This window comes from Tianweitania populi (assembly GCF_014652875.1).
Classification (GTDB): Bacteria; Pseudomonadota; Alphaproteobacteria; order Rhizobiales; family Rhizobiaceae; genus Tianweitania; species Tianweitania populi.
On the sequence record NZ_BMZQ01000002.1, the window covers coordinates 1,203,810 to 1,227,500 of the forward strand.

Annotated in this window: 24 protein-coding genes (1 of these 24 cut by a window edge); 18 read left to right on the forward strand and 6 right to left on the reverse strand. The window is 62.2% G+C overall.

Annotated features, from left to right (window positions below):
- The first annotated feature begins 63 nt into the window (after nucleotides 1–63).
- Nucleotides 64–240 (forward strand): Flp family type IVb pilin, encoded by a 177-nt coding sequence (locus tag IE166_RS15125; protein ID WP_244641484.1) that lies wholly within the window; start codon nucleotides 64–66, stop codon nucleotides 238–240.
- Here the strand turns inward: IE166_RS15125 and IE166_RS15130 are convergent, their stop codons facing one another.
- Nucleotides 241–1,107: a methyltransferase domain-containing protein gene (locus IE166_RS15130; RefSeq protein WP_189505278.1), complete on the reverse strand. Its 867-nt coding sequence runs from the start codon at nucleotides 1,105–1,107 to the stop codon at nucleotides 241–243.
- Between the two features lie 76 nt (nucleotides 1,108–1,183).
- Between IE166_RS15130 and IE166_RS15135 the strand changes: the two genes are divergently transcribed.
- The 5 genes from IE166_RS15135 to IE166_RS15155 all read left to right on the forward strand — a co-directional run bounded on the left by IE166_RS15135 (nucleotide 1,184) and on the right by IE166_RS15155 (nucleotide 5,165).
- Entirely contained in the window at nucleotides 1,184–1,942 is a 759-nt protein-coding gene (locus tag IE166_RS15135) for a ComF family protein (RefSeq protein ID WP_385966339.1), read from the forward strand.
- 396 nt (nucleotides 1,943–2,338) lie between these two features.
- The gene (grxC, locus tag IE166_RS15140) at nucleotides 2,339–2,593 is read left to right on the forward strand and encodes a glutaredoxin 3 (RefSeq protein ID WP_189505281.1); all 255 of its coding nucleotides are present in this window, start codon (nucleotides 2,339–2,341) and stop codon (nucleotides 2,591–2,593) included.
- Between the two features lie 9 nt (nucleotides 2,594–2,602).
- On the forward strand, nucleotides 2,603–3,475 hold the full coding sequence (locus tag IE166_RS15145) for a carbon-nitrogen hydrolase family protein (RefSeq protein ID WP_189505283.1): 873 nt from the start codon (nucleotides 2,603–2,605) through the stop codon (nucleotides 3,473–3,475).
- Nucleotides 3,472–3,897 (forward strand): DUF1178 family protein, encoded by a 426-nt coding sequence (locus tag IE166_RS15150; RefSeq protein ID WP_189505286.1) that lies wholly within the window; start codon nucleotides 3,472–3,474, stop codon nucleotides 3,895–3,897. The genes IE166_RS15145 and IE166_RS15150 overlap by 4 nt, the downstream gene beginning before the upstream one ends.
- Before the next feature lie 53 nt (nucleotides 3,898–3,950).
- The gene (locus IE166_RS15155; RefSeq protein WP_189505288.1) at nucleotides 3,951–5,165 is read left to right on the forward strand and encodes a hypothetical protein; all 1,215 of its coding nucleotides are present in this window, start codon (nucleotides 3,951–3,953) and stop codon (nucleotides 5,163–5,165) included.
- A gap of 9 nt (nucleotides 5,166–5,174) precedes the next feature.
- Here the strand turns inward: IE166_RS15155 and ubiG are convergent, their stop codons facing one another.
- Nucleotides 5,175–5,942 (reverse strand): bifunctional 2-polyprenyl-6-hydroxyphenol methylase/3-demethylubiquinol 3-O-methyltransferase UbiG, encoded by a 768-nt coding sequence (gene ubiG / locus IE166_RS15160; protein WP_189505290.1) that lies wholly within the window; start codon nucleotides 5,940–5,942, stop codon nucleotides 5,175–5,177.
- A gap of 199 nt (nucleotides 5,943–6,141) precedes the next feature.
- On the opposite strand from ubiG, the gene IE166_RS15165 reads away from it, so the two are divergent.
- On the forward strand, nucleotides 6,142–6,795 hold the full coding sequence (locus IE166_RS15165; RefSeq protein WP_189505292.1) for a hypothetical protein: 654 nt from the start codon (nucleotides 6,142–6,144) through the stop codon (nucleotides 6,793–6,795).
- Here IE166_RS15165 and IE166_RS15170 read toward each other — a convergent pair.
- Nucleotides 6,792–7,502: a gamma-glutamylcyclotransferase gene (locus tag IE166_RS15170; protein ID WP_244641486.1), complete on the reverse strand. Its 711-nt coding sequence runs from the start codon at nucleotides 7,500–7,502 to the stop codon at nucleotides 6,792–6,794. The genes IE166_RS15165 and IE166_RS15170 overlap by 4 nt on opposite strands.
- A gap of 224 nt (nucleotides 7,503–7,726) precedes the next feature.
- On the opposite strand from IE166_RS15170, the gene IE166_RS15175 reads away from it, so the two are divergent.
- From IE166_RS15175 to clpB, 8 genes are all read left to right on the forward strand, one after another.
- Nucleotides 7,727–8,980, forward strand: coding sequence for an aspartate kinase (locus IE166_RS15175; protein WP_189505296.1), 1,254 nt, complete (start codon nucleotides 7,727–7,729; stop codon nucleotides 8,978–8,980).
- A gap of 75 nt (nucleotides 8,981–9,055) precedes the next feature.
- A complete protein-coding gene (ptsP, locus tag IE166_RS15180; protein WP_189505298.1) occupies nucleotides 9,056–11,326 on the forward strand; it encodes a phosphoenolpyruvate--protein phosphotransferase in 2,271 nt (756 codons plus the stop codon).
- A gap of 4 nt (nucleotides 11,327–11,330) precedes the next feature.
- Entirely contained in the window at nucleotides 11,331–11,756 is a 426-nt protein-coding gene (locus IE166_RS15185; RefSeq protein ID WP_189505300.1) for a RusA family crossover junction endodeoxyribonuclease, read from the forward strand.
- The gene (locus IE166_RS15190) at nucleotides 11,756–12,427 is read left to right on the forward strand and encodes a HepT-like ribonuclease domain-containing protein (RefSeq protein WP_189505302.1); all 672 of its coding nucleotides are present in this window, start codon (nucleotides 11,756–11,758) and stop codon (nucleotides 12,425–12,427) included. The genes IE166_RS15185 and IE166_RS15190 overlap by 1 nt, the downstream gene beginning before the upstream one ends.
- A 21-nt stretch (nucleotides 12,428–12,448) precedes the next feature.
- A complete protein-coding gene (prfA, locus tag IE166_RS15195; protein ID WP_189505304.1) occupies nucleotides 12,449–13,513 on the forward strand; it encodes a peptide chain release factor 1 in 1,065 nt (354 codons plus the stop codon).
- 9 nt (nucleotides 13,514–13,522) lie between these two features.
- Nucleotides 13,523–14,386, forward strand: coding sequence for a peptide chain release factor N(5)-glutamine methyltransferase (gene prmC / locus IE166_RS15200; protein ID WP_189505306.1), 864 nt, complete (start codon nucleotides 13,523–13,525; stop codon nucleotides 14,384–14,386).
- Nucleotides 14,387–14,797: 411 nt separating this feature from the next.
- Entirely contained in the window at nucleotides 14,798–15,853 is a 1,056-nt protein-coding gene (locus IE166_RS15205; protein WP_385966229.1) for a DUF4167 domain-containing protein, read from the forward strand.
- 188 nt (nucleotides 15,854–16,041) lie between these two features.
- Nucleotides 16,042–18,657, forward strand: coding sequence for an ATP-dependent chaperone ClpB (gene clpB / locus IE166_RS15210; protein ID WP_189505309.1), 2,616 nt, complete (start codon nucleotides 16,042–16,044; stop codon nucleotides 18,655–18,657).
- 58 nt (nucleotides 18,658–18,715) lie between these two features.
- On the opposite strand, the gene IE166_RS15215 is transcribed toward clpB, so the two are convergent.
- Complete coding sequence (locus tag IE166_RS15215; protein WP_189505312.1) at nucleotides 18,716–19,471, reverse strand: SDR family NAD(P)-dependent oxidoreductase; 756 nt, start codon at nucleotides 19,469–19,471, stop codon at nucleotides 18,716–18,718.
- A 110-nt stretch (nucleotides 19,472–19,581) separates the two neighbouring features.
- Between IE166_RS15215 and IE166_RS15220 the strand changes: the two genes are divergently transcribed.
- Entirely contained in the window at nucleotides 19,582–20,181 is a 600-nt protein-coding gene (locus IE166_RS15220) for a TetR/AcrR family transcriptional regulator (RefSeq protein ID WP_189505314.1), read from the forward strand.
- Between the two features lie 894 nt (nucleotides 20,182–21,075).
- On the forward strand, nucleotides 21,076–21,342 hold the full coding sequence (locus IE166_RS15225) for a hypothetical protein (RefSeq protein ID WP_189505316.1): 267 nt from the start codon (nucleotides 21,076–21,078) through the stop codon (nucleotides 21,340–21,342).
- A 91-nt stretch (nucleotides 21,343–21,433) separates the two neighbouring features.
- Here the strand turns inward: IE166_RS15225 and IE166_RS15230 are convergent, their stop codons facing one another.
- Nucleotides 21,434–21,673, reverse strand: a complete 240-nt coding sequence (locus tag IE166_RS15230) for a DUF3297 family protein (RefSeq protein ID WP_189505318.1) — start codon at nucleotides 21,671–21,673, stop codon at nucleotides 21,434–21,436.
- Between the two features lie 216 nt (nucleotides 21,674–21,889).
- On the opposite strand from IE166_RS15230, the gene IE166_RS15235 reads away from it, so the two are divergent.
- Entirely contained in the window at nucleotides 21,890–23,272 is a 1,383-nt protein-coding gene (locus tag IE166_RS15235) for a L,D-transpeptidase (protein ID WP_189505320.1), read from the forward strand.
- A 97-nt stretch (nucleotides 23,273–23,369) separates the two neighbouring features.
- Here the strand turns inward: IE166_RS15235 and IE166_RS15240 are convergent, their stop codons facing one another.
- On the reverse strand, nucleotides 23,370–23,691 hold the end of the coding sequence (locus IE166_RS15240; protein WP_189505322.1) for a M23 family metallopeptidase. Its footprint extends 1,631 nt past the window's final position; only the last 322 of its 1,953 coding nucleotides appear in the window; the start codon falls outside the window, past its right edge — the gene reads right to left on this strand; its stop codon occupies nucleotides 23,370–23,372.

The window sequence follows — 23,691 nt, forward strand, 5'->3', positions numbered from 1 at the left end:
GACAAGCCGGTTTCTTAACGCCTGACAGCAAGGATGCCCCCACACAGGATTTGGGCATCCGAGATGATCCGACGGTTTATCAGGGACGAGCGTGGGGCCACGATGGTCGAATACGGCCTGATCGTCGCTTGTCTCGCGCTCGCCGTGCTGGTCGGCTTCGGCAACGCCACAAACGCGCTGACTTACCTCTGGGGCAACAACAACGGCCGCCTCATCCAGGCTTTGTCCGCCAATCAGTAATCAGCGCGGTTTAAGCGCCTCCGCCAGAGACGCCGTTGCACTGCCGCGCGCGGCCGGCTTCTGCTGCGAGGCATGCGGCGCCCAGCCCGAGAGCCAGACAATCGAGAATGTCGCGCGGATGCGCCCGTCCGGATCGGAATAGCGCTCGGCGTAGATTTCCGAGGCGCGCATGAACAGCGCCAGGCTTGCCGGCTTGCGGCTGCGCGCGATCATGGCATTGGCCGCACCCATCGCTCGCAGATCCTTCGTCAAGGCAAACAGGTTGTCGTAGCGAACGGTCAGCGTTTCCAGATCGGCAACGGGCAGAGCGAAGCCCGCGCGCTGAAGCAGCCCGCCGGCATCGCGCACATCGGTGAAAGGCAGAACGCGCGGGCTCGCTCCGTCGCTCAGCTCCGCTTCGGCCTGAAGGAAACTGTCGCGCAATTCGGCCAAAGTGCCGGCACCCGGAAACGCGGCCAGAAACAACCCGTCGGGCCTGAGCGCGCGCCGGATCTGGATCAAACTGCCCGGAATGTCGTTCGCTTCGTGCAAGGACAGAAGCGACACGATCAGGTCCATGCTTTCCGGTTCGAACGGCACGATTTCGGGCGTGGCCACCTGACCCTCGCCGTCGTTCAGAAGCTCGGGCATCGCTTCCACGCGGGTGACATGATCGACCTTGCCGCTCGCCTGAAGGGCCGATGCCGCGTGGCCGGTCAGCGAAAACAGCGTCGCGGCATCCGGGAAATGCCGCTCTACCGTGGCCAGCCGCTCAAGGAGATCGTCGGCACTCAGCCGCATCAGGAAGTCCACGCCTTGTTCGGCACGGTGCAGAAGAGCGCGGCGCTTGTGCTGCAGGCTCAGCGCGGTATCGACAATCGGCTCCAACGCTGGCACTCCTGATGGATCATGAACAGGGGGGTGCTTTTACGTGTTCGCCGCGCCTTTGATCAAGACACGGCTTTTGTTGGCGCCGACGGTCCTTGCCCGTGCCGCCGGCAAGCTCCTGTTCCCTCCGATCTGCCTGGGCTGTCAAACACAGGTCGCCGTGCCCGGTTCGCTGTGCGGCACCTGCTGGTCCAACCTGCGCCTGATCGACAAGCCGTATTGCCCGGTGATGGGCACGCCGTTCCGCGAAGACAAGGGCGACATCTTCCTGTCCGCCGAGGCCATCGCCAGCCCGCCGCCTTTTGCCCGCCTGCGCTCCGCCGCCATCCATACCGGCCTGGCGCGGCGCATGGTGGGCGATCTGAAGTATCGTGACCGCACCGATCTCGCCCCCTGGATGGCGCGCTGGATGCTGCGCGCCGGCAGCGAACTGCTCGACCAGGCCGACCTCATCGTTGCCGTGCCCTTGCATCGCCGCCGCTTCTTCCAGCGCCGCTACAACCAATCCGCCGAACTCGCCCGCAGCCTGTCAGCCCTGACCGGCCTCCCTTTCGAACCCGACCTCATCCACCGCACGCGTCCCACACGCCAGCAAGTCGGCCTCCATGCCAAACAGCGGCAGGACAATGTTCGCGGCGCCTTTCGCGTGCATCCAAAAGCCAAGACAAAGCTCAAAGGCAAACGCGTGCTCCTGATCGACGACGTCTACACCACCGGCGCCACCGTCTCCGCCGTCACCCGCACCCTCCTGCGCAACGGCGCATCAGCCGTCGACATCCTCACCTTCTCCCGTGTCCTGCCCGATCAGCTCGATCTGGAAGAGGATGAAGGGTGATGCGAGGGCTTTGACGAATGCGCGGCATTGGATTATATTTCTGGAGGTGGGGAGCAGGCTGCACACCTACTCCCCGGTTTGCCTTTAGATGAAGATGTTGACCCGGAGTGCTATTGACCAGCCGCTCCGGGTCTTCTTCATTTCAAAGCTGACGTTCAGTGGAAGAACCACATCATCGTCACCTCCATTTTGAAGGCAAGGCTGTTGCCTCAGTCGGGAAAGCCCATCTCTCCCGATCGCGCCGGCTGGTCGGGGCGCTGCTGCTTCTGCCTTCAAAATTTGAAAACAAGCCATCTTCTTTATTGCAGGGTTTGAACCCGAACAAGCGGGGAGGGCTTCCAGCCGCCTTTGCGCATCTCTATATAGGCGGCTCAAGGATTTCTGATGGGAACGCATATGGCTGATGTTGTGATCTATACGCGCGTGGGCTGCGGCTATTGCACGGCGGCCAAGAAGCTGCTCGACAAGAAGGGCGTTTCCTATACCGAGCACGATGCGAGCTTTTCGCCGGAACTTCGTCAGGAAATGATGACACGCTCCAAGCGCTCGACCTTCCCGCAGATCTTCATCGACGACACCCATGTCGGCGGTTGCGACGATCTCCATGCGCTGGATGCATCCGGCAAGCTGGATCCGCTTCTAGCGGCCTGAGGATCTCCCATGGCGATTTTCACCGCTGCGGCCGTGCAGATGTGTTCGGGCACGACAATCGCCGAAAACATCGCGGCGATGGAAACACTGGTGCGCGAAGCCGCCTCGCGAGGCGCTACCTATGTGCAAACGCCGGAGATGACCGGCGCGCTGGTGCGCGATCGTCCGGCCTTGCGCGCCATGTTGCGCACTGAGGCGGAAGACCTCGTCGCTCAGGCCGGTCAGCGTCTGGCTGGTGAACTCGGCATCACCCTGCATATCGGTTCCACGGCCATCGCGCTCGATGATATCAGCGAAAACGGCAAGGTCGCCAACCGCGCCTTCCTGTTCGGGCCCGACGGCGCGCGGATCGCCACCTATGACAAGATCCACATGTTCGACGTCGATCTCGATCGCGGCGAAAGCTGGCGCGAATCCGCGACCTACCAGCCTGGCGAGAAAAGCGTGGTCGCCACACTGCAGTTTGCGACGCTCGGCGTGGCCGTCTGCTACGATTTGCGCTTTCCGCAGCTGTTCCAGGCGCAGGCGCTGGCCGGCGCCGAGGTGCTCACCGTGCCCGCTGCCTTCACGCGCCAGACAGGCGAAGCGCATTGGCATGTGCTGCTGCGCTCCCGCGCCATCGAAAACGGCGCCTTCGTGATTGCGGCCGCCCAGTCCGGCCGGCATCAGGACGGGCGCGAAACCTTCGGCCATTCGATGATCATCGATCCATGGGGCGCAATCCTGGCCGAAGCCACGAGCGGGGAACCGCAGGTGATTACGGCCGAGATCGACACCGCCAAGGTCGCGGACGCCCGCAAGAAGATCCCGAACCTGCGCAATGCTCGCGCGTTCGAGGTCGCGCGGATTGGCGGTCAGGGGCAGGCACAGGCCGCGGAATGATCTCCTATTCGCTTCATTGCACTGAAGGCCACGACTTCGAAGCCTGGTTTCGCAATGCCGGGGATTATGACGGCCAAGCGCAGCGCGGGCTCGTGACTTGCCCGACCTGCGGTTCCGCCAAAATCAGCAAGGCGCTGATGGCGCCTGCCGTGTCCACCGGCAAGCGGCGGGAAAAGCTCGCTTTGGCAGCCGGTGCCGAGCAGGCCAAGATGATCGCGCAGCTGCAGGACCTTGCCCGCAAGGTGCGGAGCTCGGCCGAAAATGTCGGCGACAAGTTCGCGGAAGAAGCGCGCAAGATCCATTTCGGCGAAACGGAAGCGCGCGGCATCTACGGCGAAGCCACGCTCGAAGAAGCCAAGAGCCTCGCCGAAGACGGCGTCGGCTTCCTGCCGCTGCCGGCTTTGCCCGAAGAGCAGAATTGAAGAATGGGGCGTTCAGCGAGCTGTTAGCTCAGAACCAGACGTGGAGGACAATGATGCCGCAGAAACGTACCGCGATCCGGGCCGGCCTGCTGGCATCGGTCTTGTTGTGGGCGGTCCCAGGATTTTCGCAGGATGCCAGCGAGGTCGTCGATAGTGCGTTTGCCAAGATGCATGCGGCCGAAACCGAGCAGGATTTCATGCTGGCCGCACAAGAGGTCGTGCGTCTCGGTGATGCGGCCATCCCGGATCTGACGCGACGTTTCGTTGCTGCACAGGATGAAGCAGGCCGGATCGAGACGAGCTATCTGCTAGCCACGATCCTTGCCCAGTCCAAGTTCCAGCGCAGAGTGCCCGAGCTTCCACCGGAACTCGTTCCGACACTTGCCAAGCTCCTGCATGAACCGGCGGATATTTCACTGGAAGCCAATCTCGCCAATTTGGCGGGTTTCGCGCCGCCTCATCCCCAGGAGCTAGCGCCCGGACTGCTGGCTCTCCTGGAGCGTACGCAAGACCCTAGTCTCCAGGCGACCACGTCGGCGGCCCTCGTTTATCAGGGCGAAGGCGTCGTGCCCTTCGTTCAGGAGGCTCTGTTGCGAAGCAAGGACGATCGCTTCAGCGGCAACCTCGCGCATATCTTGCAAGGAAGTGAGACCCTTCCGGACGATGTGAAGGCGAAGCTTCGCAGCCTGCTTGAATCAGATGATGCGGAAGCCCGTCAGATGGCATCCCGCACTCTGTCAAAAGCCGGCGACCGCGATCCTGCCATGCTGGACGCCGCCTTGCGAGATCTCGAAACCGCGCAATCGGAGGTGGATCTTGCAATGGCGACCATTCGCGTTCAAGAAAACACCGATCGAAGCCAACGCGTTGCGAACGCGCTGAAGACAGCTTTCGAAACCAAAGCGAACCGCATTGAGGAGCGCCGACAGATCATTGTGGCCCTCTCAAAGTCCGGTACGCCCGGCCTCCAGGCCTATCTCGATCTCGTGAAAACCGCGCCGAACGTCGAAGTGTTCGAGCATCTTACGATCGCGGTACCGAGCGAGCTCAAGAACGATCCCCGCGTGGCCGATCTTCTCATCTCCGCTTTGATCGCTGCGAAAGACGAGGCGATGGTCAAGAGTGCAACCTTCGCGCTCGCAAAGCTGCCGAGCATCGCGCAGCCAGCGATCAAGGAAGCCCTTGCCCGCGACGATCTCGATGTCGAGACCATGCAGCGACTGCACGCCGTCGGCGCTGTTGCCGGCTGGCCGCCATCGCGTCAGTAATCTGCAGCCTCAGTTGAAGCCCGGCCGTTCCGCCAGCACCATGTAGTTCACGTCCATGTCGCGGGATTGGCCCCAGCGGTCGGTTAGGGGGTTGAAGGTCACGCCGGTGCGGTCGATGACGCTCAGGCCGCCGGCGCGCAGAGCGGTTTCCAACTCTTCCGGGCGCACCAGCTTTTCGAACTGATGCGTGCCGCGCGGCAGCCAGCGAAGCACGTATTCGGCACCGATGATGGCGAGGCCCCAGGCTTTCAGCGTGCGGTTGATTGAGGCCACGAACATGATGCCACCCGGCTTCACCATGGCGGATGTCTTGGAGATGAACAGGTCGACATCTGCGACGTGCTCGACCACTTCCATGTTGAGGATGACGTCGAACTGTTCGCCAGCGTCAGCGAGGGCTTCCGCCGTCGTGGCGCGATAATCGATCGTCAGATTGCCTTCGGCCGCATGGAGCTTGGCGACTTCGATATTGGTTTCAGAGGCGTCGGCACCGACGACCGTCGCACCGAGACGCGCCAGTGGCTCGCACAACAAGCCACCGCCGCAACCGATATCCAGAATGCGCAGACCATCGAAGGGGCGTGCGGCATGCGGGTCGCGGCCGAAGCGGGCGGCAACCTGATCGCGGATATAGGCCAGACGCACCGGGTTGAACTTGTGCAGGGGCTTGAACTTGCCGGTCGGATTCCACCACTCGGCCGCGAGCCGCGAAAAGCGCTCGACTTCGCCGGTATCGATCGTGGTTCGCCCGATCGTGGTTTGCGCTGCATCCGCCATGACAAAGGTCTCCGGTTAGGCGTATCCCAAGTCGGGCGCAGCCGCTGTGAAGTCAAGGGAATAGCAAAGCGTCACGCGCGTAGGATTGACGCGGTTTGTTCTCGACATGCATGAAAGCAGCCGCCAAAATAGGGCACCGTCATGAGCCCATCGGGCTCGGGCCCATCCGCATGTGGATGGCTGGGCGGTTCGCAGGGGTATGATGATCTGGCGTCGGTTCTTTCTGGCCGCAGCGGGCCTTTTGTCGTGCGGCGCGGCGTCGGCAGTGGAACTGACCACGCCGCTGGCCGGCGGCGGCGAAGACCTGACGCTGTTCGGCCCGCGGCTCGAAGCCGTGCAGGGCGCTCCGATCCCCTTGCCGACCGGTTCGTCAGCCGCGCTCGAACCTTTTGCCGGAACCCTGGTGTTTTCCGAATCCCGGCTTGGCACGACGGGCGCGGGGGCGGAAGTCGATGCGCGGCTGAACAAGGACCCCTTGTTTTTTCCGGCCGTGCGGCTGCGCTTCAGCACGCTGGGCAGTGATCTTGTGCCTGCCACGCAGGAGACCATCCGCATCGGCTCGCTACCCGGCGATGCCGGCTATTGGGACGTGAAGGTTGCACCGGGCAAGGTCTGGTCCGACCCTGCCGATGGCGGTTGGTCGCGGGCGTCGTTTCCGTTTGAGCTTGTGTCCCCATCCGGCGAGATCGGCCATCACGGCCATGCCACGTTCCGTTATCGTGGGCGTGAAATCGGTCCCGTCAGCTACCGGCTTTTTTCCCTTCCCGGCGGAGACGCTGCAAAAAGCTTCGCTGCGGCCGGCGTGCTGATGCCGCGCCTCGACCGCGAGATCTTCTCGCTTCCGGAAGACTAGCGCGCTGAGGTCTCCGCTGCGTCCATCTGCGGCATCGCTTCGATGCGGGCGGCGGTGAGTTCCTGCAACCGCCAGAGATAGCGGTCGTGGATGCCCATCTCTTCCAGGTGCGACACGGTGGCGAACAGATATTCCGCCATGGAGCCGCGAAAGCCGCAGGCGGTGGCCAGCACATCGGCGGTCTGCTCATCGCTGAGATCGCCGATATAGCGGCCACTCTTGCGGTTCATGGCAAAGGTCAGAACGGTGAGGCGTCCGCCGTCCGTTTCCACCGGGATCCAGCGCGGCGGAAAAGCGGTTGGCCGCATGCTCATTTCGCGCCGAAGGAGGCGATGGATATTGGCATCGAGCGCATCGTCCGGCAAGCGGTAAACAACGCCGGTGCAGGAGCCGCCTCGATCGAGCGCCAGCATCACGCCCGGTTGCTCGCGATTGCCTCGAAAGCGATAGTCCCAGCCCAGACAAAAAGCGCGGTGCCAGCCGCGGGCGCGCGCGATGCGTTTGTCCGTGAAGTCGAAATCCGGGTTCCAGATCAACGAACCGTAAGCGAAGACCCACAAACCGTCCTTCGGTGCCTGCGCGATCAGTTCTGCGGCAATCTCGTCGTAATCGGCCTGCGTGATCGGCACCATGCCGTCGACCGGTTGGAAGCCTGGATCGGGGATGTCGCGGGCAAGCCGCGCGACATGATCGGCGGTGAGCGTCATGGATCTCTGTTTTGACTGGCGCGGCATGAACGGTCCTGCAAATTGCTTAGCCTAAAAGGTTAGGCATTGCTTGCGCTGGCGCAACCCAGTTGCTTGCGCGGCGAACGGGTTTTGGTTATGGACGCCGCATCCGCCTCGGGCTTCCACCAGAGGCATCTTCAAGCATTCAAGCGCCAAGTACCTCGACCGGGATATGCGCGTACAACTCTAAAGGCAGCAGATCCGTGGCGCGTATCGTGATGAAATTCGGCGGAACATCCGTCGCCGACATCGCCCGCATTCGCGTGGTGGCCCAACACGTCAAACGCGAGGTCGATGCCGGCCATGAAGTGGCTGTGGTCGTATCGGCTATGTCCGGCAAGACCAACGAGCTGGTTGCCTGGACGCGTGACGCGTCGCCCATGCATGATGCGCGCGAATATGATGCCGTGGTCGCGTCCGGCGAACAGGTGACCGCGGGACTCCTGGCCATCGCCTTGCAGCATATCGGCATCGATGCGCGGTCCTGGGCTGGCTGGCAGATCCCGATCCGCACCGACGGCGCCCATGGCGCGGCCCGCATTACCGAGATCGACGGATCTGAACTCGTGCGCCGCTTCGGCATTGGCCAGGTCGCAGTGATTGCCGGTTTCCAAGGCATCGGCCCAGACAACCGCATCGCCACGCTTGGCCGTGGCGGTTCGGATACGAGCGCAGTCGCCATCGCCGCCGCCGTGAAGGCCGATCGCTGCGATATCTATACCGACGTGGACGGCGTTTACACGACCGATCCGCGCATCGAGCCAAAGGCACGCCGCTTGAACCGCGTTTCCTTCGAGGAAATGCTGGAACTCGCCTCGCTCGGCGCCAAGGTTCTGCAGGTTCGCTCGGTCGAGCTTGCCATGGTGCACAAGGTGCGTACCTTCGTGCGTTCGTCTTTCGAGGATCCCAACGCGCCCGGCATGGGGGATTTCCATAACCCGCCCGGCACACTCATTTGCGACGAGGATGAAATCGTGGAACAGCAGGTCGTGACCGGTATCGCTTATGCCCGCGACGAAGCGCAGATATCGCTCCGCCGCGTTTCGGATCGTCCCGGTGTTGCGGCCGGCATCTTCATGCCGCTGGCCGAAGCCAACATCAATGTCGATATGATCGTCCAGAACATTTCCGAGGACGGTTCGCGCACCGACATGACCTTCACCGTGCCGGCCGGCGACCTCGACAAGGTCCGCGTCGTGCTCGACCAGATCCAGAAGGACATCGGCATCGACACCGTGCAGTCCGAAAGCGGCATGGCCAAGATTTCGGTGGTCGGCATGGGCATGCGAAGCCACGCCGGCGTCGCGGCCATGGCCTTCAAGGCGCTGGCCGATCGCGGCATCAACATTCGTGCGATCACGACGTCGGAAATCAAGATTTCCATTCTGATCGACGCGGCCTATACCGAATTGGCGGTTCGCACGCTGCATTCGGTCTATGGACTGGACAAGCAGTAGCTTAAACGCTCAACTTCGGGGTGAGGTTGGTTGGCCAGCGGATGCGTTCCGCCGGCCGTTAAGGTGATACGATCGATGCGTGACCAGGCCGCAGGACCGCGAGTGCTTTTGAAGCGCCTGCGCGAGCTTATGGCCGAAGCGCTGGAGCCGCAGGAACGCCTCGACCGCATCGTGCGCGAGATCGCGCAGCAGATGGTCGCCGAAGTCTGCTCGCTTTACGTTCTGCGCTCCGACTCGGTTCTCGAACTTTATGCCACCGAGGGTCTGAATCCCGGCTCCGTCCACCTGGCGCAGTTGCGGCTGGGGCAGGGCCTTGTCGGCACGATCGCGGCCTCGGCCCGCGCGCTGAACCTCACCGACGCGCAGCAGCATCCGGCCTTCGCTTACCTCCCGGAAACCGGCGAAGAGATCTACAACTCCTTCCTCGGCGTACCGGTCTTGCGCGCTGGGCGGACGCTTGGCGTTCTCACCGTGCAGAACCGCACGATGCGCCATTACCGCGAAGACGAGATCGAGGCGCTGGAAACCACCGCCATGGTGATCGCCGAGATGATCGCCACAGGCGATCTCGCACGCCTGACGCGGCCCGGTCTCGAACTCGATCTCAGCCGTCCCGCTTCCTTCAACGGGCTTGCCTTCAATGACGGGGTCGGTCTTGGCCATGTCGTGCTGCACGAGCCGCGCGTTGTTGTCACCAACCTTTTCAACGAGGACAGCGAGGAAGAACTCGGCCGTTTGACCGAGTCGCTCGATTCGCTGCGGCTTTCCATCGACGACATGCTGTCGCGCCGCGATGTGGCGTTTGAAGGCGAACACCGCGCGGTGCTGGAAGCCTATCGCATGTTCGCGCATGATCGCGGCTGGGTGAGACGCCTGGAAGAAGCCGTGCGAAACGGTTTGACCGCGGAAGCTGCCGTGGAAAAGGTCCAGAGCGACATGCGCGCGCGCATGCAGCACATGACCGATCCGTATCTGCGCGAGCGGATGAGCGATTTCGACGATCTTGCCAACCGCCTGCTGCGCCAGCTGCTCGGCCGTGGGCCGGACGGGTTGGGCGAAGCTCTGCCGCGCGATGCTGTCGTCGTCGCCCGCCAGATGGGTGCGGCCGAACTGCTCGATTATCCCCGCGACCGCGTGCGCGGCCTCGTTCTGGAAGACGGTTCGATCACCAGCCATGTGGTGATTGTGGCGCGCGCCATGGGTATTCCTGTTGCCGGTCAGGTCAAGGGCGTGGTGTCCATGGCCGAAAACGGCGACGCGATTATCGTCGACGGCGAAGAAGGCCAGGTTCATCTGCGCCCGCAATCGGATGTGAAAGCCGCCTTCGCCGAAAAGGTCCGCTTCCGCGCCCGGCGCCAGGAACTCTATCGCGAGTTGCGCGACCGCCCGTCGAATTCAAAAGACGGCGTGCATGTCGATCTTCTGATGAATGCCGGTCTGGCCGTCGATCTGCCGCAGTTGGACGAATCGGGTGCGGCCGGCATCGGCCTGTTCCGCACCGAGCTGCAGTTCATGGTCGCCGCGACCTTCCCGCGTGCCGAAGCGCAGGAGCGGTTGTATCGCGACGTGCTGGACGCCGCCGGCCCGAAGCCCGTCACCTTCCGCACCATCGATATCGGTGGCGACAAGGTGCTGCCTTACTTCAAGGGCGCGCTGAACGAGGAAAATCCTGCGCTTGGCTGGCGCGCCATCCGCCTGACCCTGGATCGTCCAGGCTTCCTGCGTACCCAGCTGCGCGCTTTGCTCAAGGCTGCCGGCGGACGCGAACTGCGCTTGATGCTGCCGATGGTCACCGAGATCGACGAGATCGTGCAGGCGCGCGAGCTGCTCGACCGCGAAGTGCGCCATCTTTCCCGCTTTGCGCACCATTTGCCGACCAAGCTAAAGCTCGGCGCGATGCTCGAAGTGCCGTCGCTGATGTGGCAGCTCGACGAGCTGATGGCGGCTGTCGACTTCGTGTCGGTCGGCTCCAACGATCTGTTCCAGTTCATCACCGCCACCGATCGCGGCAGCGCGCTTCTGTCCGACCGCTTCGACCCGCTGTCCGCACCGTTCCTGCGCGCGCTCAAGCAGATCGTGGACGCCGGGCAGCGCCATAAGACGGCGGTGACCTTGTGCGGCGAACTCGCCGGTCGTCCCTTGTCCGCCATGGCCCTGATCGGCCTCGGCTTCCGCTCCATCTCCATGTCGCCGGCCGCGATCGGCCCGGTGAAGGCGATGTTGTGCGAACTGCCGGTGGCGGATCTCGAAGTCTGCATGGCCGATCTGCTGGGCCACCCCAATGCCCGTCATTCCGTTCGGTCGGATCTGCAAGCCTTCGCGGCCCAGCACGGCGTGCCTCTCTGATCGAATGGAAGATAGCGAACTTTTTCCGTTTGAGTTGGTGATAGCTGCTACGCCTCGTTCACTTCAGGCTAGTTCAGCTTCGCGCCAGAGCTGGAAGACGCAACTTCAAGACGCTGCACGCAAGCGGATCACAGATGTGATGGAGCTTACTTGGCTCGACGATCGTCCGCTTGCTGTTAGTCTATTCTACTTCTGCCCAGCGCCTATGGAAGGCGACATAGACAACATCATCAAGCCGGTCATGGATGCGCTGATCGGGATCGTCTACCCGGATGACAGCGTGGTCGAGCTTGTAGCAGTTCAGAAGTTTGAGCCGGATGTTGCGTGGTTCGTTGACCAGCCTAGCGAGATGCTCGCGATGGCACTAGATACAGAACCACCTGTTCTTTATGTGCGGGTAGATGACAACCTCGCCTGGAGGTATCGCTGATGTTGGTTGCCGAGAATACAGCCAGAGATGCCGAGCAGGCTTATCTTGAAGGTCTGCAGGCTCAATACGAGCGAAACGGATATCGTTTTGTCATCCATCCCCGGCGCCCGGAACTGCCGGAGTTTTTTGCATCATACGAGCCAGACGCGATAGCGACAAACGGTTCGCAGAACATCGCAATTGAGGTGAAATCACACATCACTCCTAGCGCTCAGCAATCTATCCAAAAAATCCGAAAGCTCTTCGAAGGCCGGGCAGATTGGGCGTTCAAAGTTGCTTATGTGGGGAAGACCAATGGCGAAGCGCAAAGCCTCCCATCTCTCGACCCGCGGGCAATTTCAGAGGGTATGAACAGCGTCGAACAATTAGTTGAAATTGGGCACTTACCGATGGCTTTCGTTGCTGCTTGGAGCTTGCTTGAGGCGGCTTTGAACAGTGTTGGCTCTGATGGGCATCGACATCCCCGGACACCCGGCACGGTTGTTCAAACGCTGGCGATGAACGGTTTCATTTCCGATGATGTCGAGAAGAGCTTGCGGTCGCTCATTGCACTTCGTAACCGCGTCGTGCATGGGGATCTGACGGCCGCACCTAGTCCTGACGATGTACGTCTCGTCTTGGATGTAGTCGGCACCATCTCGCAGCAGAGCCCTTCCGTCTCGGCTAGCTAGTAACCAGACGGCCTGACTTGAATGAGTGCACTTCCTGCTGAACGCATGGATCAGATGCTGCGCCGCTTCGACTTCGTTGAAGCGCAGATGTCGGCCGGTCCGGATGCCGAAACCTATGTGAAGCTCGCTTCGGAATATTCCGAGCTGCAGGACATCGCCGCCAAGATCCGCGAACTCAACGCAGCCAAGACGGAGCGTGCCGATCTCGACGCCATGCTGGGCGATCCGGAAATGCGGGCGCTGGCGGAAGCGGACATTCCTGATCTGGAAGAGCGCATCGAAAAGCTGGAATCCGACATCCAGATCCTGCTTTTGCCGCGCGATGCCGCCGACGCCAAGAACGCAATTCTCGAAATCCGCGCCGGCACCGGTGGCGACGAGGCCGCGATCTTTGCCGGCGATCTGTTCCGCATGTATGAGCGCTATGCCTCAACCCAAGGCTGGAAGGTCGAGTTGGTTTCGGCCTCGGAAGGGGAGGCGGGCGGCTACAAGGAAATCATCGCTACCGTTTCGGGCAAGGGCGTGTTTTCCAAACTGAAGTTCGAGTCCGGCGTACACCGTGTCCAGCGCGTACCGGCCACCGAAGCCAGCGGCCGCATTCACACCTCGGCCGCCACCGTCGCCGTTTTGCCGGAAGCTGAAGACGTCGATATCGAAATCCGCAACGAAGACATCCGCATCGATACGATGCGTGCGTCGGGCGCCGGCGGCCAGCACGTCAACACCACGGACTCGGCCGTGCGCATCACGCATATTCCTTCCGGTATCGTGGTGGTGCAGGCGGAGAAATCGCAGCATCAGAACCGCGCCCGCGCCATGCAGATCCTGCGCGCCAGGCTGTTCGATGCCGAGCGCACCAAGCTGGCGGATGAGCGCTCGGAAGCGCGCCGCCTGCAGGTCGGGTCTGGCGATCGCTCGGAGCGCATCCGCACCTATAATTTTCCGCAAGGCCGCATCACCGACCATCGCATCAACCTCACGCTCTACAAGCTCGACCGCGTGGTGGAAGGTGATCTCGACGAGTTGGTCGATGCCTTGATTGCCGATCATCAGTCCAAGCTGCTTCTGGCGCTTGGCGATGCTTGATCACCGGACATGACAAGCGGATCCCAAGCGTTGCGCGCGCTTCGTGACGCGTTGCGCGCAGCCGACATAGAGGGGGCTGACTTCGACGCGCGGCTTCTGCTCGAACACGTCACCGGCTGGAGCGCGCTTGATCTGGTGCGCGATCCCAATCGTGCTTTGACGATGGAGCAGGCGCGGGCGCTTGATGCCTTTCAAGCGCGCAGGCTCCAAGGCGAGCCGGTGCATCGCATAATCGGTTATCGCGATTTCCATGGGCTTCGATTCAATCTGTCGCCGGATACGCTTGAACCGCGTCCCGACACGGAAATCCTTGTGGATGCCGTGGCGCCCTGGTTGCGCAGGCGCATCGAAACCACCGGCGGCTGCCGCTTGCTCGATCTCGGCACGGGATCCGGTGCCATCGCCGTGTCGCTGCTGAAGGAAGTTGCCGGGCTGCTGGCGGTCGGCACCGACCTGTCAGCCGGCGCCCTTGAAGCGGCCAGCGGCAACGCCCACATCAATGGGGTCGCGGATCGGTTCGAAACCGTTCGGTCCGACTGGTTTGCGGATGTGACGGGGTGTTTCGACGCCATCGTGTCCAATCCCCCTTACATCGCGCATGGCGAAATCGACGGCTTGTCGCGCGATGTGCGCGATCACGATCCGATGCGCGCGCTGGATGGCGGCGAAGATGGGCTTGATGCTTATCGCGCGATCGCTGAAGGCGCAGGCAGCTTTCTCAGTGCAACGGGTATCATCGGCCTGGAGATCGGCTGGGATCAGAAATCCTCCGTCTCGGCGATCTTCGAAGAGGCCGGTCATGCTTTGATCGATGCCCGGAAGGACTATGGCGGCAACGACCGCGTGCTGGTCTTTCGGCCCGATCAAGCGTGAAATTGGGCGCATTCGCCGCAACCTTGAGGTGGTGCACAACAAGGGTTTACCCGAAAAAGCACTTGGCAACGTCAATCTTTGTCACTAGGGTCCAAGGCACCGGATGACGAAGCAGGCAGTGCCGTTACCGATTCGGGATCCAAGAACTGATACTGCCTTCTTGCGTGATGAGCGCCTGTGCTTCGTGCGGGGATCGTTCGGCAAGTGTTTTAGGAAAAGATGACGTCACGGCGGTGGACTGCCGCGCTTAATGCGCAGCAAGCGGCCCTAACACTGACAGATCGGATCGTTTGGTGACGGCGTGTATCACGCGGCCAGACATCCCTTCCGCGATCCCGAAAACTCCCCTTCTTCAGTTTACGAGCTAGGTCAGAAAGAACTAGGATGAGGCCACAACAGCAAAACCGGCGTATGCGCGGTCGCAACGGCGGTAACGGCAACAACAATAATAACAACAACAATCACAACAACAACCGTAAGGGCCCGAATCCGCTGACCCGCTCCTATGAGAGCAATGGGCCGGACGTGAAGATCCGCGGTTCTGCGATGCAGATTGCCGAAAAGTACACGACGCTGGCGCGCGATGCGCAAAGCTCGGGCGACCGCGTGATGGCCGAAAACTATCTGCAGCACGCCGAGCATTACAACCGCATCATCGCAGCCGCCCAGGCGCTGCTGCCGCAGCCGGTTGTGCGCGATCAGCGCAGCGATTTCGACGATGACATGGACGAAGACGGCAACGGCATGGACATGCCGCAGAACGGTCAGTCCAACGATGGTCAGCAGCAGCCGCAGGACGGCCAGCGCGATCAGATGGATGGCCGCGATCAGAACGATCGCCGCGACACCCGCGACAACCAGGGTTATCGCGACAACCAGGGCCGCGACAATCAAGGTCAGCGCGAGCAGCGGGAACCGCGCGAACAACGCGAGCCGAATGGTCAGCGGGATCAGCGCGAGGGCCGCGAGCAGCGTGAGCCGAACGGACAACGCGAGCCCCGTGAACAACGCGAAGGCCGCGAACAGCGGGAGCCGCGCCAGCCGCGTGAACGCCGCCCGTATCGCGATCGCGATCAGGACCAGCGCAACCGCGTCGACGGTTCGGGCCCGCAGCCGGTGATCGAAGGCGTTCCGGCGGAAGTTGCGCATGGCAACGTGCAGGCCGTTCAAAGCCAGCAGGATGCGCAGGATACGGCACCCGTCAACGTCGAACAGCCGGCCGCACCGGCACCCGCAGCACCCCAGCCGGTCGCGTCGGAAGCCGCCGCTCAGGTGCCGGGCTTGCCGCAGGCTCCGCAGGTCGAAAGCCCTTCGTCTGAAGCAGCACTGCCCATCGAGGCTGTTTCTGTTGATGGCGAAGAACAGCCGGTCCGCAAGGTTCGCAAGCCACGCAAGCCGCGCGTGCCTAAGGGCGAAGCTGTTGAAGCCGGCGCCAATGACGACCAGCCCGTGGAAGCTGCCAGCTAAAATCTGGCCAATGATGAATCAAGGAAATGGCGGGGCGAAAGCTCCGCCATTTTTCGTTCACGCGTTCTTGAGCGCGCTTTTCCCCACACCCATATCTCTCCTTGTACAGGGTCTGCCAAATGGAGACCCGTCATCTGACACTTGACCGGTGCCGCAAAGCGGGCCGATCCGGGGAAGGGACCTGAGATATGAATATCGAGAAATATTCCGAACGCGTGCGCGGCTTTATCCAGTCCGCGCAGACCATGGCGCTGTCGCGCAACCATCAGCAATTCACGCCCGAACACCTCCTCAAGGTGCTGGTCGACGACGAGGAAGGCCTCGCCGCAAACCTGATCGAACGCGCCGGCGGCCGTCCGAAGGATGTGCAACTCGGCGTCGAAGCAGCACTCGAAGCGCTGCCGAAGGTCGAAGGCGGCAACGGCCAGCTTTACCTCGCCCAACCGCTCGCCAAGGTCTTCACCACGGCCGAAGACATCGCCAAGAAGGCCGGCGACAGTTTCGTCACCGTCGAGCGCCTGCTAACTGCGCTTGCCGTCGAGAAATCCGCCAAGACCGCCGACATCCTCGCCAAGGCCGGTGTTACGCCCGCTGCGCTCAACGCCGTCATCAACGACCTGCGCAAGGGCCGTACCGCCGACTCCGCTTCGGCCGAGCAGGGCTATGATGCGCTGAAGAAGTACGCCCGCGATCTCACCAAGGATGCGCGCGAAGGCAAGCTCGATCCGGTGATCGGCCGCGACGACGAGATCCGCCGCACGATCCAGGTCCTGTCGCGCCGCACCAAGAACAATCCCGTGCTGATCGGTGAGCCCGGCGTCGGCAAGACCGCGATCGCCGAAGGTCTTGCTCTGCGCATCGTCAATGGCGACGTGCCGGAATCCTTGCGCGACAAGCAGCTGATGGCGCTCGACATGGGCTCCTTGATCGCGGGTGCGAAATATCGCGGCGAGTTCGAGGAGAGGCTGAAAAGCGTGCTGTCCGAGGTGACGTCTGCCAATGGCGACATCATCCTCTTTATCGACGAAATGCACACGCTGGTCGGCGCCGGCAAGTCGGAAGGCGCGATGGATGCGTCCAACCTGCTCAAGCCTGCACTCGCCCGCGGTGAGTTGCACTGCGTCGGCGCCACCACGCTCGATGAATACCGCAAGCATGTGGAGAAAGACCCCGCGCTCGCCCGCCGCTTCCAGGCCGTGTTCGTTGGTGAACCCACCGTCGAGGACACGATCTCGATCCTGCGCGGCTTGAAGGAGAAATACGAGCAGCACCACAAGGTCCGCATTTCGGATAGCGCGCTGGTCTCCGCCGCGACCCTATCGAACCGCTACATCACCGACCGCTTCCTGCCGGACAAGGCGATCGACCTCGTCGACGAGGCGGCGTCGCGTCTGCGGATGCAGGTCGATTCCAAGCCGGAAGCTTTGGACGAGATCGACCGCCGCATCATGCAGCTGAAGATCGAGCGCGAAGCGCTGAAGGTCGAGAAGGACTCGGCGTCCAAGGATCGCCTCGAGCGGCTGGAAGCCGACCTTGCTTCGCTGGAAGAAGAATCGGCTGCGCTCACTTCTAAGTGGCAGGCCGAAAAGCAGAAGCTCGGCCTTGCCGCCGATCTCAAGCGCCAGCTCGACGAAGCCCGCAACGAACTCGCCATTGCCCAGCGCAAGGGTGAATTCCAGCGCGCAGGCGAGCTCGCTTACGGCCAGATCCCGCAGCTCGAAAAGCAGCTGGTGGATGCTGAGGCGGTCGAAAATCGCGGCTCGATGGTGGAAGAAACCGTCACGCCCGACCATGTCGCCCATATCGTGTCACGCTGGACCGGTATTCCCGTCGACAAGATGCTCGAAGGAGAGCGCGAAAAGCTCCTGCGCATGGAAGACGAGATCGGCAAGCGCGTGGTCGGCCAGGGCGAGGCGGTTCAGGCCGTGTCGAAAGCCGTGCGCCGTGCCCGTGCCGGTCTGCAGGACCCCAACCGGCCGATCGGCTCCTTCATGTTCCTCGGCCCCACGGGCGTCGGCAAGACCGAGCTCACCAAGGCGCTGGCCAACTTCCTGTTTGCCGATGAAACCGCGATGGTGCGCATTGACATGTCGGAGTTCATGGAAAAGCACTCGGTTGCCCGCCTGATCGGCGCGCCTCCCGGCTATGTCGGCTACGAGGAAGGCGGCGCGCTCACCGAAGCCGTGCGCCGGCGTCCTTATCAGGTGATCCTGTTCGACGAGATCGAAAAGGCCCATCCGGACGTGTTCAACGTGCTGCTTCAGGTGCTCGATGACGGCCGCTTGACCGATGGGCAGGGCCGCACGGTCGACTTCCGCAACACGCTGATCGTGATGACCTCCAATCTCGGGGCCGAATTCCTGGTCAATCTCGGCGAGGATCAGCAGGCGGATGCCGCGCGTGAGCAGGTCATGTCGGTGGTACGCGGCTCGTTCCGGCCGGAGTTCCTCAACCGCATCGACGAGGTTATCCTGTTCCACCGTCTGCGCCGTCAGGACATGGGCCGCATCGTCGAAATCCAGCTCGAGCGACTGCACAAGCTGCTCGCCGATCGCAAGATCACGATCGAGCTGGACACAGAGGCCCGCGACTGGCTCGCCAACAAGGGTTACGACCCCGCCTATGGCGCGCGCCCACTCAAGCGCGTGATCCAGAAGGAGCTGCAGGATCCGCTCGCCGAAAAGATCCTGATGGGCGACATTCCCGATGGGTCGCGCGTCAAGGTAAGCGCGGGTTCGGACCGGCTGACATTCTATGTCACCGGCTCGAAAACGGAAGAAAACGGCGAAAGGGTCGCTGCATAAGGCGCCCGAAATAAAAATGCCCCGTCACATGGCGGGGCATTTTTTTGGCTGCGAGCGGTTAGACCTGATAACCGCCGCTGATGTCGAGCACCGTGCCCGTCACATAGCTTGCATCCGGACCGGCCAGATAGGCGATGCCGGCGGCCACTTCTTCCACCGTGCCGACGCGCTTGATCGCCATGAGGCCGGGCGGGAAGGACGGCAGCACGCCGGCGGAGGCATGGCCCATATCGGTCATCATCACGCCGGGCTGCACCACATTGACGGTGATGTTGCGTGGTCCAAGATCGCGGGCAGCACCGCGTGCAAAGCCCAAGACCGCAGCCTTTGTGGCGGAATACTCCGTCACGAAGGGGAAGGCGACGCGGGTTCCAAGCCCGGAGCCGATCAGAATGATACGTCCGCCCTCGCTGAGCTTTTGCGAGGCCGCACGTGTTGTTGCCACCACGCCGAGCACATTCACCCGCCACTGCCGGTCCAACTCGGCAATATCGGCGCTCGGATCATCGATGCGCTTGCCCTGAACGGCAATCGCCGCGTTGCTGACGAAGATGTCGAGCTTGCCGAAGGCGCCGATCACCGCCTCGATCAAGGCTGGAGCTGCTGTCGGATCGCCCTGATCGCTCTGGATCGCGGCCGCCTTGACGCCCTTGTCCTGTAACTCGGCTACCACCGCCTCTGCCTTCTCACGCGACGACACATAGCTGATGGCAATGTCTGCGCCCAGATCGGCAAAATGGCGGGCGGTTGCCGCACCCAGTCCGCGCGAGCCGCCGGTGATCAGGGCAACCTTGCCCTGCAATGTCTTGGTCATGAAACAATCTCCAATAAAATAACAACCATTACGATAACGATCGGTATCAAATTGGACAAGGCGCGTCCAGTGATTTAATAATGACCGGTATCAAATCCGGAGACTGTTCCATGGGACGCCATCGCGAGTTCGATGTCGACGAAGCGCTGGATGCCGTCGTGCGCGTATTTTGGCGCCGCGGCTATGAAGGCGCATCCTATGACGACTTGACAGCAGCCACCGGCGTCAAGCGCCCTGGCCTCTACAGCGCCTTCGGCAACAAGGAAGAGTTATTTCGGCGCGCGCTCGAGCGCTATGCCGATCAATACCTGACCTACATGACCGAGGCCTACGACCAGCCGAGTTCACGCGCCATGGCCGAGCATATGCTGCGCGGCGTGGTCGAACTCACCACCCGCTTTCCCGAAAATCTCGGATGCCTCGGCGTCAACGGTGCACTCACCTGCTCGGAAGCGTCCGAACCCATCTATAGGCTGCTCGTAGAATTCCGTGCCGGCGGAGAAGCGGATCTTCGGCAGCGTCTGGAAGAGTTTCAGGCCTCGGGCGACCTGCCGGAAACAGCCGACTGCGCCGGCCTGGCGACCTACCTCATGGCCGTCATCCACGGCATGGCCGTGCAAGCAAAGTCCGGCGTGTCACGCGAGGGGCTGGGCAAGGTTGTGGAGCAGACCTTGGCGGGATGGCCGACTGCTCCGAAGATGGCTGGGTGAAAGCAGGGGGGCCCAGGACGCCAAGCTCTTCCCATTCTTCGTCATCCTTGGGCGGAGCCGCAGCGTAAGCGGAGGTGGAGACCGAGGATCCATGCATGAACAAGGCCGGTTTGGAGGCTTCCGCTGCACGCACCCTAGACGGTTCCCGGCATGGATCCTCGGGTCAAGCCCGAGGACGACGAAGCGGCAAGGTGCAGTTCTTCCCTTCTCCCCCTGTGGGAGAAGGTGGCTGAGCGCAGCGAAGTCGGATGAGGGGTGTTCCAGCTTGGCAGCGTCAGCGCAAACCCTTCATCCGTCTCGTCGCTGGCGCGCCGATCCACCGCCCGGGGCGAGTCACGGGCCTCGCCCGCCCTTCGGGCCCCGCAAGGCGCGAAGGCAACGCACTCCACCCTGGTATCTTCTTCGTCGTCCCAAGGTGGAGCAGGAACGCAACTGTCGGCGCAGGCCCGAGGATGACGAAGCGGCGAGGGTTCCGCTAAGCCCCTGATATCGCTGCTACAGTAATCCTCGCATCATCTTTTCTATCCACGCCTCCACCAGCCCCTCCTATTCTCCACCCATCGCCCTTGTCGGGAACTCTGGTGCGCACCGGGGATCAGGGGAGGGCGGCGGTGTCTGGGTTGGTTGGGCTGCGGTAGCCTGATTTGGGGGTAACCAGTCCCCCACAAACCCAGGCCACGGACCGGTTCAGTGCTGGTTCCGCATCCCTCCCAGGGGGAGGGCACGTGCGGAGCAGACCACCGGTTTCGCGGCAAGCGCACCGACGGACGCGAACTATCCGCGCCGTATCAAAAATCATTAATGGCGCGGTGTTTTGCGTCCGCTTCCCGACTCTCGACGAGGTGGGAGGGTGAGACCCTGTGCCCGCGCCCGACTGATGGACAGGAGATCGTTATGAAAAAGCAAAGTGCCGAAACAAACGAACAGGCTAGGGAGGCCGTTAACGCCGAAGCAATCAAGCTCATCAACCAGGCCGGCGACTTCTTTTACGAAGAGACCGACCCGCGTTTGTGGCAGGATGCTTTGCGCTTCGCCTTGGATGAGCAAGGGGCTTCGGAGCGCTGCTCGCGCCGGGTTGCCGCGCGGCCCGCGGCTGTCAGACGCGATTCAAAGCCGGCACGCCTCTTGATTGCGGTGCCGGCCTGTCGGATGAAACACTGAAGCTGGCAGTTCAGCTGGCTTTGTTCGGTCACCTTGCCTGGTTCGAGCGCTGGTGGGCTGACTTAACCGGCCCGGCAAGACAGGAGAAGGGTCAGGCCTCGTCGCGCAGATAAGGCTCGACCTTGCCCTTCAACTTCATAGTCAGCGGCTTACCCTTGCGGTCCAGCGCCTTGCCGGCCTGGACCATCACCCAGCCTTCGGACACGCAATATTCCTCGACATTAGTTTTTTCCGCGCCGTTGAAGCGGATGCCGACGCCGCGCTCGATCAGCGTTTCGTCGTAGTACTTGCTGTCGGGGTCGATGCTCAAACGATCGGGAAGGTCGGTCATGATGGGTTCCGGACAATTGCTTTGCGCCCGCTTAAGGCAATCGCGTGCCGGAGCCAACGTGGAAGTGATGGTTTGCCCTGAAAGCGCCGGTTCTCACGCCATTTTCATGCCCGGTTCATGCGCAATACATCAAAACAGGATCACGCAACCGTGGCGCTAACACTTCGTTTACCACAAGCATGGCGAGATCAGCGCAACGTCAGAGGTTTTAAAAACATGCTTCGCCGCTTGATTCCGCTCGTTCTGCTCGCAACCGTTTCCGGCCTGGCGCCCGCGGGTGCCGTTGGAATGCGGAATGATGCCGCTGTCACGCAGGGCTCGCGCGGCGGCGGTGTGCAGCTTGCGCAAAACGGCGACATCCAGGTCTTCTACGACGAATATGGCCGGCGCGTTTTGTTCGACACGCGCTCAGGCCAGGTCATCGGCGTCGAAGAGCCCACCGCGCGCGACGAAGCGCCGTTGCAACGCGAGCGCCGTTCTATGCAGCGGCCGCGCTACAATGATCGCACGGATGAAGACCTTTATGGCCGCGGAGGATCGCTGCGCGACAGTCCCGACTATATTCCCGAGCCCGGTGATAGCGGCGAACCCTATCCACTGACGCGCGAAGAAGACACGACCTATGCTGGCCGTACTATCGAGCGCCAGCCGCTGGACAACGGCTTCACCGAACCGCCGCCGGCAACGACCGGTTCCACCGTGCCGAACGAGCCGGTTCAGCAGGCTGTGCCAAGCACGCCCCGCATGTCGCCGAAAGCCAGCGAAGACATGGCCAAGCTGCAGGTGCTGCTTGATCGCGGCGGTGCGTCGCCTGGCGTGATCGATGGGCATGATGGCGGCAATGTGCGGAAGGCCTTGCTGGCCTATGAGGAACTCACCGGCGAAACGCTGCCGATCGGCAACTCGGCTGCACTGGACGCTGCGCTTGCTGCAACCGGCGGCCCGGCCTTCATCGAATATACGATCACGCCGGAAGACGTGGCGGCACCCATGGTCGCCTCCGTGCCGGAAGATTACAGCGAAAAGGCCAAGCTCGATCATCTCAGCTACACGTCGGTCACCGAGATGTTCGGCGAGCGCTTCCACATGGACGAGAATTATCTCAAGGCGCTGAACCCGGAAGCCAACTTCAATCGTGCCGGCACGATCATTCGCGTGACGAATATCGGCCAGAACGTGACCGCACAGGTCGATCGCATCGTTGCCGACAAGGCGCGCAAGCAGGTTCGCGCTTATGACGCCTCGGGCAATCTGGTTGCCGCCTATCCCACCACGATCGGCTCGGGCGACACGCCCTCGCCGAGCGGCACGCATCAGGTCAAGCGCATCGCCTTCGATCCGGAATATACCTACAATCCCAAGCTCAACTTCCAGCAGGGTCAGAACGACAAGATCCTGCGCATTCCGCCCGGCCCGAACGGCCCGGTCGGTTCGATCTGGATCGCCTTGGACAAGCCGACCTACGGCATCCACGGCACGCCGGAGCCCTCGAAGATCGGCAAAACGGAAAGCCATGGCTGCGTGCGCCTGACCAACTGGGACGCCGCCGAGCTCGCCAAGATCGTCAAGCCAGGCGTGTTCGTCCAGTTCCTGGATTAAGACGCGCTCAACACAGAAACGCCCGCGATGCTGAGGAAAGCGTCGCGGGCGTTTTCATTTTCTGGGAAGATGGTTCAGCAGGCGGACAGAGCCTGGATCAGTTGATCGACACTTCGCGGCTGGCCAGCGTCAGGCCCTTCTGCGCTTCATCGGCCAAGAACGCATCGATCCGGTCGCGCTCCCTGCGGAACTCCGCAAGCTCTTCACCCTTCAGCACGCGACTGTCCGGCAAACGAACGCGCATCGGATCGACCTTGGTGCCGTTGACGATCAGTTCGTAATGCAGGTGCGGCCCGGTCGACAGACCGGTAGTTCCGATATAGCCGATCACCTGACCCTGCCGAACCTTTGCCCCCTTCACCACACCGGGCGCAAAGGCGTTCTGGTGGTTGTACGAGGTCTCATAGCCGTTGGCATGG